The organism is Maridesulfovibrio sp. (genome assembly GCF_963678865.1).
Taxonomy (GTDB): Bacteria; Desulfobacterota; Desulfovibrionia; order Desulfovibrionales; family Desulfovibrionaceae; genus Maridesulfovibrio.
The window spans coordinates 2516837-2530386 of the sequence record NZ_OY787459.1 but is presented as its reverse complement, the minus strand read 5'-3'; the positions used below and the strand labels follow the sequence as shown (position 1 = coordinate 2530386).

Sequence of the window (13550 nt, the reverse complement as noted above, 5' to 3'; positions counted from 1 at the left end):
ACATAAAAAGTTTTTCTTTACGCTTAACCTGCTGATATAAATAAAAATCCCCCGTGCGGAAATCGTACGGGGGATTTTTGTGTGTTCAGGGCGCAAAGCCCCTGAAAATTAGGACATGATTTCGAGCAGTTCAATCTCAAAGACCATGGTCTGTCCGGCGAGGGGATGGTTGCCATCGAGGATAACGGTTTCATCGGATACGGATTTGATGGTTACATTGGTAACACCCTGATCGGTGTTGACCTGGAGCATCATGCCCACTTCGGGGTTGATTTCAGGCGGAATCTGGTTGCGGTCCACTTCGAAGGTATGTTCTTCGTGATACGGGCCGTAGCCTTCTTCAGGGCTGATGGTGGCTTTTACCTTTTCACCGACCGCGAGGCCTTTGACAGCATCTTCAAAACCCTTGATCAGCATGCCCTGACCGAGAACAATCTCAAGAGGTTCGCCTCTTTTGTAAGAGGAGTCGAATTCTGTTCCGTCTTCAAGGGAACCGGCATAGTGGACGCGGATTTTGTCGCCGTCTTTGGCTTGGGACATGGAATCTCCTTGTTGTTCGCGGGGAGCCTGCATGGCTGATTCCCGCATTGTTTGTGTTATTGATTATTTGTTTTCCCACTTGTCAGCGGGAACAGCTTCGTCAACAAGCATGATCGGGATTTCATCTTTTACGGGATAGACTACTTTGCAGCTTTCGCATTCAAGTCCTTTTTCACCGGAAAGAAGTTTCAGTTCGCCCTTGCATTTGGGGCAGACGAGTATGTCGACCAGTTCTTTATTAAGAGTCATAAAGGTACTCCTTGCATATTGTTTGCTCGCTACCCTATAACTATAGAAAACAAATTCCTCAACCCCGCATTTCTCAGTGCTGCTATCGGAGATCGTTATGTCTGCCATTGACCTGCATACTCATTCCACCGCTTCGGATGGAACTTTCACCCCCGCGGAACTGGTCCGGGCCGCCAAGAAGGCCGGACTTACAGCCATTGCCCTTACGGATCATGATACCATGGAAGGTTTGCCTGAAGCCCTTGAGACCGGGGTTAAAGCCGGGGTGGAGGTCATACCCGGTTGTGAGTTGAGTGTAGAGAGCAGGGTTGGGGTGCTGCATATTGTCGGCCTCTGGGTGGATCCTTATTCGGAACGGCTGAAGCGTGTTTTTGAGCAGGTACGTAACAGACGGGTTGAGCGTAATGAAATTGTAGTCTCTAATCTCCAGAAACTGGGCTTTGACATAACCATGGAAGAAGTGCAGGGTCAGGCCGCCGGGACCATCGGCAGGCCGCATATGGCTCGGGTCATGCTCCAGAAGGGGTATGTTAAGAGTTTTGACGAGGCTTTCGACGGCTATCTGGGCAAGAAGGGTAAAGCATACAGCCCCAAGGATAATATTTCCGCTGAATATGCCTTTGATTTGTTGCATTCAACCGAAGCCACCCCGATTCTTGCGCATCCGTTTCTGCTCAGTTCAGACGAAGATGTGCTGGAGCAGGAAGTGGCCAGGTTAAAAGAAATGGGGTTGCATGGGATTGAAGTCTATTACAGTTCCCATACCAATAATATGACTGATCGCATCAAGCGTCTGGCCCGTAAATACGAATTGCTGCCCAGCGGCGGTTCTGATTTTCACGGTTATGTGAAGCCGGATATCCAACTTGGAAAGGGGACCGGAAACCTTTTTGTCCATCATAGTGTGCTTGACGGGATTAAGTCCTTCAGACAGTCCAGAGGACTTAAAATTTAATAACCATTTTTCGAATTTACCAAGATGACCTACACAGAAGATACACCTGATAATCCGGGGATTACCCGGCCCATTCTCAATGATATGCCGGAGCTGCTTTGCCCAGCCGGGAATATGGAAAAACTGGAAACCGCAGTCACCTATGGTGCTGATGCGGTCTATCTCGGAGCAGGTGACCTGAACCTGCGTTCCGCCGGGGCCGGATTCAACTGGGAAGATCTCCCTGCAGCCTTTGAACTTTGTCGTGCTAATAATGTTCAGGCTTATTTTTGCGTCAATGCCTATCCCAAGGAAAAAGATCTCTCCAAAGTTCGGGCTGATCTCGCGAAATTGAAAGAATGCCCGCCGGATGGGCTGATTATTGCTGATCCCGGCGTACTCATGCTCGCAGCGGAAATTTTACCGGATATTCCGGTCCATATCAGCACACAAGCTAATACCGGAAACAGCGAGGCGGCCAGGTTCTGGCAGAAATTCGGTGCTTCAAGGGTCAATCTCGCGCGTGAGCTTTCCGCAGCAGATGTTGCAGATATTGCCGGAAAGTGTCCGGGTATTGAGCTGGAAATGTTTGTCCATGGAGCAATGTGCATGGCTATTTCCGGGCGTTGTTTTCTCAGTGCGTGGCTCAATGACCGTTCCGCAAACATGGGCCGCTGTACCCACCCCTGCCGTTTTGAATACAAGGCAACCGGTCTGCGTGTTGAAGAAAAGACCCGCCCCGGTCAGGATGTCTGGGAAGCGGTGGAGCATGACGGGTATACAGAATTTTTTGCAGCCGAGGATCTTTGTCTGGTTCATCATGTTCGGATGCTGGCCAAGCTGGGCATTGCTTCCCTGAAGATTGAGGGGCGGACCAAAAGTTCATCTTATCTGGCGCAGGTTGTTGATGTCTACCGCACGGTAATTGATAAGGCCAAGGAGGGCGGTCCGCTTCCCGGCATAGCTTTGGCCGAGCTTACCAATGCCGCCACACGGCCTCTGACCACAGCTTTTTTCAAGAAAAGCGGTCCCAGCACCATTGCCATGCCTCCATCCAAGGAAGAACGCAGGCCTGTCGTAGCCCGTGTTCTGGAACAGCGAGATGACGGCAGCTGGCTGCTTTCTGTGAAAGCCCGTTGGGAAAATGATTGTGATATGCATGTCCTTGTTCCCGGATTGGAGCGTCCCTTTATTAAAGCCGGTGACTATTCTTTTGAAGCTACTAATGGCGAACCTCGTGATGTGGTCCATTCCGGCACACAGGCTGTTCTACGTTGCGATAATCCTGCCATTGCTCCGGGATTGTTTTTTCGTAAATTATGATTTTTTGCCTCTACAGGCATAGGTATGAATATAATTCTGCTACAAAAATGTATGGGACCTGCTTTTTAAGGCTATGATGATTGACCCCAGACATTTGTTTATATAATCATATAAGTAGGAAAATGGATAAGTTTAGTATCAAGCGGAATTGAACTGCATTCTTCAGCTGATCATATCATAGAAACATTATAGGCCGACGGCCTCAAGGAGGTTCCCTATGCTAGTTAAAAACTGGATGTCCAAGGACGTAATCACCCTGACCCATGACCGTTCCATGATGAAAGCAGCCAAATTGTTGAAAGACAGTAATATCAGCAGGTTGCCTATTGTTGACGACGACGGAATTCTGGTTGGTATAATTTCGGACAGAGACATCAAGGAAGCATCACCCTCCAAAGCCACTACCCTTGATATGCATGAGCTGTACTATCTGCTCTCGGAAATCAAGGTTAAGGACATAATGTCCCGTAAGGTGCTCACTGTTTCTGCTGAAGATACTGTGGAAAAGGCCGCGGTTATTATGGAAGAAAACAAAATCGGGGGTATCCCGGTTGTTGACGCCGCAGGAAAGTGCGTAGGCATCATTACCAATACTGATGTTTTCAAGGTCCTGATCAGCATCACCGGTGTTATGGACGGCGGAGTTCAGGTCGGTCTTGCTCTTTCCAATGAGCCGGGATCACTGAACGGTGTACTTGACTATCTCAAGGAGAACGGTGGCCGGGTCATGTCCATCCTGACTTCCTACGAGCCGGAGCAGGAAAATATGCGCCATGTGTTTATCCGTATCCATGACATGGACAAGGCTACCCTGAACAAGATCAAGGAAGGTCTTGCCGAAAAGTTCAACCTGCTTTACTGGGTCCGCGATTCGGTTCACGGGCTGACTTCATAGATTATCTGAAATATTTGCTTGCTGCCCCCGGTGCGTATGTGCCGGGCTGCATTTAAAAATAATAAAAACCCCCGCTCCTAAGAACGGGGGTTTTGTTTTTTCAGGACTTATCGAAGCCTGCGTTTAACCGCAGCACTTCTTGTATTTCTTGCCGCTGCCGCAGGGGCAGGGTTCGTTGCGTCCTACTTTCTTGTCTTTCTTGATCGGCTGCGGAGGTACGATGTCGCCATCAATGTAGAGCCAGCGTCCGTTTCTTTTTTCGAAACTGCTGTCTTCGTGATGGGTGTGGATCGCTCCCTGCTGCCTGAATTTGGCGATGAATTCCACCTTTCCGGTTTCATCATCTTCAAGGCCCTTGGAGGTAGAAACAATTTCAAGGCCGAGCCATGTGGATGTTTCCGCCCAGTTCTTGACCTGATGTTCGTCGTAATCATGCTTGCTTTCCGGGGCGAGGGTGTCGCCGAGGTAGTCGATCTGCTTTACAACAAACGCACTGTAGCGGGAACGCATGAGTGCTTCGGCAGTAGGTGCAGGCTCTTTTCCTGTGATGTATGGTTCGCAGCAGCTTTCGTAAGCAATGCCGGAACCGCAGGGACATTCATTCATGTTTCTATCTCCAAATATTTATTTGCGGCCTTGGGACTATCTTAATGGTTGCCGCAGGATTCGTGGTCGTCGCAGACGGTTGCGGAGTCGGTCAGATTTCCTGCCACCCACTGGGTAACCGCTTCTTTGAGTTCGCCACCACAACCGCGGATAACCTGAATGCCGCTGTTCTGCAAGAGATTGACTGCTCCCTGACCCATGTTACCGGCCAGCAATACGGACACACCCTTTTCAGCGAGAGTGGGCACGATGTTGGATTTGCATCCGCATCCGGGGGGAGGGGTTAGTTTTTCTTCGTCGATGATATTTTTGGATTCATCCAGAGTAAAGATGGTAAAAGCTTCACAATGTCCGAAATGACCGTCAACCATACCATCTCTGGAGGGAAGTGCAATTTTCATAATAAATTCTCCTTGAAAAAAAGTAAGAACGATGCAAGACCCAAAGCATCGAACTTAAAGACTGCGTACGCCATTTACGCATACAAAAGACAGAATATCCAGCCGATAGCTATGATAAGTATCACTTCCGTATTGTCCATACCCGATAATGAAATTAGTTTTCTGACCAGCCGCAGTTCCGGCCCCGGCGGTCAGCATGTGAATAAGACTTCATCCAGAGTGACTCTTGTATTCTGTGTACAGGATTCACCCAGCCTGAGCGATTACCAGAAGCAACTGATCAGCACCAGGCTTGCAAAACGAATCAACTCCAACGGGGAACTGCAGCTTTCCAGCGAAGAACATCGCAGTCAGTTTCGCAACAAGGAGGAGGTTGTTTCCCGTTTTGCAAAATTGCTCGCCGATGCTTTGAAACCGGTACGTAAAAGGAAGAAAACAAAAGTCCCATACGCTACAAAGCGTAAGCGGCTTGATAGCAAGAAGAAAAGGTCTGAGGTTAAGAAAGGGCGTTCAAAACCGGATTATTAAGCTGGCAGCCTTTCGGAAGTCCTTGCCCCAAGGCTGGGGACAAGTTATTTAAAAGTATCCCCGAAACATTGAACGGAGGCTGCCATGAAAAGAATTGTTATCCTGATTATATTTATTTTTACCTGTATCCCTTTTGCGTATGCCGGCCAGGACGGTTTTGCCGCTAATTCTGACGAGATTCTACGCATGATTACCAATCCGGGAGGCCGGGCCTTTCTGAAGATTGAGTTCAAAGTCAATTCTTCCAAGATCAGTAAAACAGCTTATCCTGTGGTGGATTCACTTGGTACAGCACTTACCTCCGGTCCCGGATCGACCATGCAGGTCAGGCTGGTGGGGCATACTGATTCCGCAGGGAAGAGCGAATACAACCGTTCCCTGAGCCTCAAGCGCGCTGAAGCTGTTAAAAATTATCTCGCAGTTCATTTCAATATTGATCCAGCCCGCATAGAAGTGCAGGGCATGGGCGAAGACCAGCCCATTGCCTCCAATGAAACCGCACAGGGCCGCGCCAGAAACCGCAGGGTTGAAGTCATCAATATCAGCAAAAAAGCTGATGTCCCCAAGGATTATCAGGAGCTGGACACCAAGAACATCTGGTAGAGACGTTTGTTTTCCGCAAAAAGAATCGATGGATTGACGCCGGTTAATCAATGGATAACCGCGCGTAACAAATTAATATGCATTCTTCGTCCCGGTCCGGACAAAGTTAAATTTTTTGTTCAACTCTTTCGAAGCAGGTTAAACACAAAGTGCGTCCCGCAAATTGCCGGGACCGTGACTCCATGTGGGCTTCTCCGCATTCTTCGCAGACCAGCGATTGCAGTATTGCTGCCGGGCGGGGCATGCGAATCTGTGGCTCTTGTTTGATAAAAATTTCTGCAAGGTCGGCTTCGTAGTATTGTCTTTCGCATTCCGTGCGGACCTGCGTGCATTTTTCCTGTTCTTCGGCAGAGGGTGCTTCTATAGCCATGAGTCTGCTCATTTCCTTACGCAATTCGGAAATAAAGTCAGGATTAAGCAAGGCCCGGAAGCCTTTACCGTCTTTCCTGCGATAGAAGGTGAAAGCCATCTTGCCGTGGTCTTTGAAGATGAGATTGCCTTTACCCACCGTGCATCCGGTCAGTGCCTGAATGGCATCCACTCCGCACATGTCGGTTTCGCATATGGCAACTATGGATGACTCATCATGATGTCCCAGTTCGCGCAGACAGAGCTCTGCCGCCCGGACTCCAATAGCGAGGCCGGGGCACTGGTGGCCGTGAAATCCAATGGTATTTTTTATCAGGTCTTCTGAAAAGTATGTATTCATAATATGTCTCCGGAGGCAATCTTACTGCCTCATCTCATGGGTATGTCTATGAGAGTGTTCAGGTTCGTAATCAAGAGCTTCGAGGTCTTCCACCGGATGGATGACCGGGCAGCCCTTGCGGATTTCGATTTCCACTTCCACACCGTAAACCTGTTTGATGATTTCCGGGCTGACGCAATCTTTGCCCCCGTACCCACAGACTGTGCCGTTTTTTAGGAAAATGAACTTGTCCGCATAGCGCAGGGCCGTGTTCAAATCATGCATGGTCATGATGGCCGAGACTTTGTGTCCTTTAACTACCGCCCGGACGGTGCGCAGGATTTCCAACTGGTTCTTGAGATCAAGGGAACTGGTAGGTTCGTCAAGCAGCAGCACATCCGGTTCCTGCACCAGAGCACGGGCAATGCTGACTTTTTGCAGTTCTCCGCCGCTGAGCAGATCTATGTAACGCAAGGAAAGATGGTTCAGGGAGAGTCGTTTGAGCGCTGCATCCACAATGCGGATGTCATGGTCGCGGACCCGCCATTTAATATGCGGCTTGCGGCCCATGAGCACGGCGTCAAACACAGTCAGCCGGGCCGGTTCCACCCGTTGCGGGACATAACCGATCAGGCGGGCGATGTCGTCTGATGCCAGCTTGAAAACGTCCTTCTCCTTAACCAGTACCGATCCTTTTCCGGGCCTGTGGATGGCATTCATACATTTGAGCAGGGTTGTTTTACCGGCGCCGTTGGGGCCCAGAATAGCCAGCAGCTCGCTCTGTTCTACATGAAAATCGACGCCTTCAAGTACCGGCGTGCCGTTGTAACTGAAATTAATGCCGTTTACCTTGATGTTCATTTGTTTCCCCTGATGATCAGCCAGATGAATGCCGGAGCGCCGAGAAAGGCGGTCAGGACTGATACCGGGAGCACGTTGGGGGCCAGCATGAGTCGTGCAGCAGTGTCCGCTGCCAGCAGCAGAACAGCGCCTAAGATGCAGGAGGCCGGAAGCAGAAAACGGTAGTCGTCCCCGATTATACGCCGAACCATGTGCGGGCAGACCAGTCCCACGAATCCGATAATGCCCAGAAAAGAAACAATGACCGCAGTGATCAGCGATGCGATCAGCATCCCGGTCAAGCGGACCTGTTCCACTTTTACACCCAGTCCTTTGGCTGTTTCATCTCCAGCTTCAATTGCATTGAAATTCCATCGGTTGGCCGTGAACCAGATGTAGGCGATGACGGTTACCGTGCTGATTATTCCCAGTTCAGTCCATGTGGCTCGGGCCACATCCCCGAAGGTCCAGAAGACCATGGCCGCCAACTGTACGTCATCAGCAAAATACTGCAGAAACATGGTCCCGGCAGTGAAAAGAGCGCCGAGGGCAACTCCGGTCAGGACCATTACTTCAGGTGTGGTCCTTCGTGTCCGGGAAATGGCGATGATGGCAAAGGTCGCAATGAGGCTGAACCCGAAAGCAACCATGGTAGTCAGGTAAGGGGAGTTGATGGTTACGGCGCCGATATTGGAGCTGGACATGGTGCCGAGGTCCAGCAGCATGACCGAGACCGCAGCACCGAAAGCGGCGGCATGGGATATGCCCAGCGTGAACGGCGAGCCCAGAGGGTTACGCAGGATTGCCTGCATGACTGCCCCGGACACGGATAGTCCTGCTCCTGCAGCAAGGGCGGTCAGGGCCTGCGGAAGCCTGATGTTCCAGATTATCAGGTCGAATCTTTTGGAAACCGTATTTCCGAGCAGGGTCAGCAGGGCTTCCGGGGCGGAGATGGATACCGGTCCCATGCCGATGGAGATGATCAGCATGGTTCCGGCCAGTAGCAGCCCGGCCGCTATGAAGACTGTTTTCTGCCTGATATGGCGCGAATATTCTGCAGGTATCTGCCCGTCATCAAAATGCATGGCCTAATTCAGCTCCAGTTTTTCAAAACCCTTTACGCTGAAGGCTTGGGTCATGGTATCAAGTACAGGTGTGCCGACCATGAATGAATAAATGGCCTCAGCTTTTGCTGTTGGGTCAATATCCTTGAACTTTTCAGGATAGAGGACCTTGCCTGCGTAATAGGCGTCGGCAATTATGGAGCCGTAGTTTCGGGAATACCAGTTGTAGGGCAGTACGGTGTACACCTTTCCGGAGGCAACTGCGTCGAGGGACTGATAGGCCGGATCGGTCTTGATTTCATAAATGGCCCCGGCATTTTCACCCATCTGAGAGGTCGAGATATCCACAAAGATGATTTCAGGGTTCCATGCTACAATCTGCTCTTTGGATACATTGGCGTGCTGCAGGGGTTTGCCTTTTTCTTCCGGCGGACAGGCTACGTTAATGGCATTTATAAACCGGAAGGGCGGATAGGCCGGCTCTGTTGATTGAAATCCGTGGGGACCTTTTTGTGCAATGCCACCTACGTAGCAGGTTTTACGTTTGTCTTTGGGAATAGTTGCGGTTCGATTTTTCAGGTCGGTAATGTGGCCTTCAATGAAGTCGCATAAAGCCTTGGCTCGTTCCTGTTTTCCGATGACTTCCGCCATGAGTTGCAGTGATTTGTAGATGGTATCCCGTTTGGCTGCGAGACTTGCATAGGAAAGGCAGACTACCGGAATCCCGGTCTTGGCCTGAAGTTCGTCCGGGTCGTAGCCCATATCTTTGTATGTTTTGAAGATTACCTGCGGCTGCGGCTCAAGCCCGAGTATCAGTTCCGGGTTGTCGTGTCCCCGGAATTCGCCGATGAGCGGCATATCTTTGAACTGAGGATTGGCGATGGCGTAGGGGCGGGCATCGAATCTGGTTTTGCGGTGCTCGATGGAATCTACGCCGACAATCATGTTCTGCCCCTGAAGATAGGTCAGGTATCTGAGGCAGCCCGGACCGGAACAGATCACCCGCTCCACTTTTTCGGGAATTTCCACCTTGCGGCCTGCCATATCGGTGATGGTTCTGTTTTCTCCAAATGCAGGTAAGGCGATACACATGGATATGAGCAGCGACAGTATAGCGGAAAAGAGTTTGTTCATTGCTACCTCAGTTTTTATTTATCGTTAACAGTTGAGGGTGATATAGTTTTTATCAATACTCTTTTGGGGTATACGAAAGAAAAAATCGTGTCAATGAGCGCCAAAATAAAGCCCGCCTGAAAATTAATCAGGCGGGCTTTATTTTTATGATTGTGTCTCAGGCTGATTTGCTGACCAGATAGGTAGTGCAGACCACACGCAGCAGGGAAGCAAAATTCGAGATTTCACCATTCAAGCTGTAAGCCTCGCTGTGAAGTGTGGAAATGAATTTGCCTGTGCTTGTTTTTTCTTCAGCTGCCAGTTCGTCAAGGATATTCCAGAAACGCTGCTCCAGACGAATGCTGGTAACAGAACCGCTGATCCTGATGGAACGTGTTATCTGCTCGTACTCCGGCGGCGGGGTGGAAGCGTAAATTTCACACATGGGATTTCCTCGCATGCTTGTCTCCCGCCTGCCATTACGGTCCGGTTAATCCTGATTAGCCGATCCGGTCTACCAGCAGGCGCAACCATTTGGGATGGGCCGGCCATGCGGGAGCTGTTATGAGATTGCCATCGCTAATGGCATCATCAAGTTCGATTTCAACATATTCCCCTCCGGCCAGTTTTACTTCCGGGGCGCAGGCCGGATAGGCAGAAACTTTTTTACCTTCAAGAGCTCCTGCAGCTGCAAGGAGTTGCGGTCCGTGGCAGATGGCGGCAATGGGGCGGTCGGAAAATTCACGGACAATATCAAGCACTTTTTCGTTCAGGCGCAGGTATTCTGGTGCTCTGCCTCCGGGAACCACCAGCGCAGCATAATCCCCTGTTTTTACGCTGTCAAAGTCGGCATTGAGAGTAAAGTTGTGTCCGGGCCGTTCCAGATAGGTCTGCTGGGATTCAAAATCATGAACGGCAGTGGCTACCTGCTCTCCTGCTTTTTTGTCCGGGCAGATTGCTTCCACCTCAAATCCCATGGCCTGAAGAGCCTGAAAAGGAACCATAACTTCATAGTCTTCCACAAAGTCGCCGACAATCATCAGAATTTTTTTAGCCATTGTCTATCTCCTTTTGAATAGTTGATTTAAGAAGGTTAGCAAAAAATATTATCCGGGTGGTAACATTCATCTACTACAGATTAAGGGGAATGGGTATCTCTTCCCGGTAATTCTAAAGCCTGCAGTTCTGCTGTTTTGTCCCGAAAATTGACCGGTTACGTAATGTTAATCTTTATAAGTATTGGAATGATAATTGCTTTACATTCCTTGATGTATTTAATTCGGGCAATTTTTTCCATTCTTCTAGTGCGACAAAAACAGGAGTATGATGATGGCTGTTTCAGGGATTAACGGATCTGAAAATACACAAGCACAAGCATATGCACATGCAGAATTTTCTCCTGACGAATCAACGATATTGGCAAAACAACAGGAATCTGATTTTGTAGATTCATTAATGATATCAAAGGATAAGGATGGCGATGGCATCCTTGATCTTGATGAATCCGGCCTGCGTAAAAAAGAGTTTGCCAAGTATGATATTGATGCAAACGGCAAGATTACAGTTGCGGAAGTTCAGGCTCAACTTGATCGGCTGCAGCAACAGAAAAGTGCAATTGGCAAACTTGATGTGGAGATGCAGCAGGCGGAAGATTTTTCCGCTAAGGGTGTGCAGCCGTCCGCCCAAAAAATGGTCAGTTTTGAAGACAGCGGATTGGATAAAGAAACATTCGACATGCTTGATTCAGACGGGGACGGTAAAGTTTCCCAAACTGATATTAATGCCGCAAGGACTGAAGAGGAAAAGGGGCAGGAAGGGAGCAGCGATTTTTCTGAAGCCCTGTCCGAGTTTGAAAAGAGTTTTTTCAGTAATAAAAAGGATGATGAAGAGGAAGAAGATTTAAATAAGGACGGGTTTATTTCAGATGATGAACGTGAGCAGACCGCAAAAGTTACCGGTATTAAGGCCGAAAAAACTGAAGAGTCTGCCAATGACGGGCAGAAGCAGGGGCTTTCTGCAAAGCACATTGCCGGAGTCCGGGCGTATCAGAATCAGGCTGCAGATTTTTTTGCAGGCGTAGCGCAGTCCACAATGAGTTTTGAATACTGAGATTAAAATTTCTTTGTAATATAAAGCCCCCTGAAGCAATGCTTCAGGGGGCTTCTCAATTCTGTACGCTTACAGGAATTATTCAGCAGGTGCGGTGAATACGCGGGTACTCAGTTCCTTATCAAGGATGAACATGCCGTTGCCTTCGCCGTTGAGCAGGCGGAGCTTGTTCAGAACTGCATTCACGTTGTCTTCTTCTTCGACCTGCTCGGAGACAAACCACTGCAGGAAGATATTGGTGGCGTGGTCCTTTTCCTGAATTGCGAGGTCTACGAGGTTGTTGATCAGGGAAGTGACATGCTTCTCGTGCTCAAGAACTGCTTCAATGCAGGCCAGCGGTGAATCCCATTCGGTTTTGGGAGCTTCGATGGCGGTTAGCAGTACACGACCTCCACGTTCATTGATGTAATCGTAGAACTTCATGGCGTGGAACTGTTCTTCCTGAGCCTGTACCCGCATCCAGGTGGCAAAGCCGTCCAGTCCGATTTCGCTGAAGTAGGCGGACATGGCGAGGTAAAGGTAGGCAGAGTACATTTCAGCATTGAGATGTTCATTCAGAGCTTTTTCAATAACCTTGTTAGACATTGTTGATATTCTCCGTAATTGGATTCAGTTTATTAATATCCCAGATCTTCATCGGTTATCTTGGTTGCAAACATCTTATGCATCCAGAACTGGTACCCGATGACGATGGGGACCATGATCAGTGCAACCGTCAGCATGATCTTGAGAGTCAGCTGGCTAGAGGCAGCATTGTGGATGGTGACGGAGTATGCCGGGTTGATGCTGGAGGGCAGCAGAGCCGGGAACAGTCCGATCACGCCGAACAGGGTAGTGGAAACTATGAGTACTGCAGAGCAGGTCCATGCTTTCCACCATCTGCCCGCTGCAATGAGGGTACGGACCTTGACGATTGCAAAGACCGGAACCAGTACGATCAGCAACAGGGCCGGGTAGGTCAGATAGTTGCTGAGTAGCTTGGTATATACCCCGGTAAGGGCCAGAAAGGCAATATAAACTGTAGCCATTATCGGCCAAAGGGTGGATGCAAGATTAGCGGCTCGCTGGTTGAGTTCTCCTTCTTCTGTGCGTGCTGCCAGCCAGAGCAGTCCGTGCTGTGCAAACAGGAGCACGAAAAGAATACCGCCGCCGAGTCCGTAAGGATTGAGCAGGGTGAACAGGTTGCCCTGGAATACACCTTCTCCGTCAATGGGGATACCCATGAAAATGTTAGCAAATGCAACACCAAGCAGCAGGGCCGGCAGAAAACTGCCCAGAACCATACATGCATCCCAGAACTTGCGTCCGCGGTCACTTTCCATGAGTCCACGGAATTCAAAGGCTACTCCGCGGATAATCAAGGCGATGAGCAGCAGCATGAGTGCGGTGTAAAGCCCGCTGAACATGACAGCATATGCCTTGGGAAATGCCGCAAAGGTTACTCCGCCTGCTGTGATCAGCCAGACTTCGTTGCCGTCCCAGAAAGGACCCATGGAGTTATAAATAATTTTACGGTCTTTTTCGGTTTTCGCTACAAAGGGCATCATTGCCCCGAGGCCAAGATCATACCCGTCGAGCATGAAGTATACGGCCCAGAGCACTCCCCAGAGTAAGAACCAGATTGATTCAAGCATGATAATCTCCTTGTCTTACAGGC

At 49.6% G+C, this 13550-nt stretch carries 18 protein-coding genes; 6 read left to right on the top strand and 12 right to left on the bottom strand.

What is annotated here, in order from left to right; translation table 11 throughout:
- Nucleotides 1-108: 108 nt before the first annotated feature.
- Nucleotides 109-540 carry a peptidylprolyl isomerase gene (locus ACKU41_RS11610; protein ID WP_321400914.1) on the bottom strand — a complete coding sequence of 144 codons (432 nt, stop codon included), beginning with the start codon at nt 538-540 and terminating at the stop codon, nt 109-111.
- Nucleotides 541-603: 63 nt separating this feature from the next.
- Nucleotides 604-789 carry a Trm112 family protein gene (locus tag ACKU41_RS11605; protein ID WP_319777534.1) on the bottom strand — a complete coding sequence of 62 codons (186 nt, stop codon included), beginning with the start codon at nt 787-789 and terminating at the stop codon, nt 604-606.
- Between the two features lie 97 nt (nt 790-886).
- Between ACKU41_RS11605 and ACKU41_RS11600 the strand changes: the two genes are divergently transcribed.
- From ACKU41_RS11600 to ACKU41_RS11590, 3 genes are all read left to right on the top strand, one after another.
- On the top strand, nt 887-1744 hold the full coding sequence (locus ACKU41_RS11600; protein ID WP_319777533.1) for a PHP domain-containing protein: 858 nt from the start codon (nt 887-889) through the stop codon (nt 1742-1744).
- A 24-nt stretch (nt 1745-1768) separates the two neighbouring features.
- Nucleotides 1769-3046, top strand: a complete 1278-nt coding sequence (locus ACKU41_RS11595) for a peptidase U32 family protein (protein WP_321400911.1) — start codon at nt 1769-1771, stop codon at nt 3044-3046.
- Nucleotides 3047-3263: 217 nt separating this feature from the next.
- Entirely contained in the window at nt 3264-3941 is a 678-nt protein-coding gene (locus ACKU41_RS11590; protein WP_321400909.1) for a CBS and ACT domain-containing protein, read from the top strand.
- 123 nt (nt 3942-4064) lie between these two features.
- On the opposite strand, the gene ACKU41_RS11585 is transcribed toward ACKU41_RS11590, so the two are convergent.
- Both ACKU41_RS11585 and ACKU41_RS11580 read right to left on the bottom strand, forming a co-directional pair.
- Nucleotides 4065-4547: a YchJ family protein gene (locus tag ACKU41_RS11585; protein WP_321400907.1), complete on the bottom strand. Its 483-nt coding sequence runs from the start codon at nt 4545-4547 to the stop codon at nt 4065-4067.
- Nucleotides 4548-4588: 41 nt separating this feature from the next.
- Entirely contained in the window at nt 4589-4948 is a 360-nt protein-coding gene (locus ACKU41_RS11580) for a NifB/NifX family molybdenum-iron cluster-binding protein (RefSeq protein ID WP_319777529.1), read from the bottom strand.
- Nucleotides 4949-5059: 111 nt separating this feature from the next.
- On the opposite strand from ACKU41_RS11580, the gene arfB reads away from it, so the two are divergent.
- Nucleotides 5060-5476: an alternative ribosome rescue aminoacyl-tRNA hydrolase ArfB gene (gene arfB, locus ACKU41_RS11575; protein ID WP_321400905.1), complete on the top strand. Its 417-nt coding sequence runs from the start codon at nt 5060-5062 to the stop codon at nt 5474-5476.
- Nucleotides 5477-5560: 84 nt separating this feature from the next.
- On the top strand, nt 5561-6079 hold the full coding sequence (locus ACKU41_RS11570; protein WP_321400903.1) for an OmpA family protein: 519 nt from the start codon (nt 5561-5563) through the stop codon (nt 6077-6079).
- Between the two features lie 106 nt (nt 6080-6185).
- On the opposite strand, the gene ACKU41_RS11565 is transcribed toward ACKU41_RS11570, so the two are convergent.
- From ACKU41_RS11565 to ACKU41_RS11540, 6 genes are all read right to left on the bottom strand, one after another.
- Entirely contained in the window at nt 6186-6788 is a 603-nt protein-coding gene (locus ACKU41_RS11565) for an FmdE family protein (protein WP_319777526.1), read from the bottom strand.
- A 21-nt stretch (nt 6789-6809) separates the two neighbouring features.
- Nucleotides 6810-7628, bottom strand: coding sequence for an ABC transporter ATP-binding protein (locus ACKU41_RS11560; protein WP_319777525.1), 819 nt, complete (start codon nt 7626-7628; stop codon nt 6810-6812).
- On the bottom strand, nt 7625-8692 hold the full coding sequence (locus ACKU41_RS11555; protein ID WP_321400900.1) for an iron ABC transporter permease: 1068 nt from the start codon (nt 8690-8692) through the stop codon (nt 7625-7627). Before ACKU41_RS11555 ends, ACKU41_RS11560 begins: the two co-directional genes overlap by 4 nt.
- 3 nt (nt 8693-8695) lie before the next feature.
- Nucleotides 8696-9805 carry an iron ABC transporter substrate-binding protein gene (locus ACKU41_RS11550; RefSeq protein ID WP_321400898.1) on the bottom strand — a complete coding sequence of 370 codons (1110 nt, stop codon included), beginning with the start codon at nt 9803-9805 and terminating at the stop codon, nt 8696-8698.
- Nucleotides 9806-9962: 157 nt separating this feature from the next.
- The gene (locus tag ACKU41_RS11545; protein WP_321400895.1) at nt 9963-10229 is read right to left on the bottom strand and encodes a ribbon-helix-helix domain-containing protein; all 267 of its coding nucleotides are present in this window, start codon (nt 10227-10229) and stop codon (nt 9963-9965) included.
- A 55-nt stretch (nt 10230-10284) separates the two neighbouring features.
- Entirely contained in the window at nt 10285-10842 is a 558-nt protein-coding gene (locus ACKU41_RS11540; RefSeq protein ID WP_319777521.1) for a DJ-1/PfpI family protein, read from the bottom strand.
- A 271-nt stretch (nt 10843-11113) separates the two neighbouring features.
- On the opposite strand from ACKU41_RS11540, the gene ACKU41_RS11535 reads away from it, so the two are divergent.
- Nucleotides 11114-11893 (top strand): hypothetical protein, encoded by a 780-nt coding sequence (locus tag ACKU41_RS11535; RefSeq protein WP_321400893.1) that lies wholly within the window; start codon nt 11114-11116, stop codon nt 11891-11893.
- Between the two features lie 78 nt (nt 11894-11971).
- Here ACKU41_RS11535 and ACKU41_RS11530 read toward each other — a convergent pair whose 3' ends face one another.
- Both ACKU41_RS11530 and cydB read right to left on the bottom strand, forming a co-directional pair.
- Complete coding sequence (locus tag ACKU41_RS11530) at nt 11972-12478, bottom strand: ferritin (RefSeq protein WP_319777519.1); 507 nt, start codon at nt 12476-12478, stop codon at nt 11972-11974.
- Nucleotides 12479-12510: 32 nt separating this feature from the next.
- Nucleotides 12511-13527, bottom strand: coding sequence for a cytochrome d ubiquinol oxidase subunit II (cydB, locus tag ACKU41_RS11525; protein ID WP_319777518.1), 1017 nt, complete (start codon nt 13525-13527; stop codon nt 12511-12513).
- Nucleotides 13528-13550 lie beyond the last annotated feature (23 nt).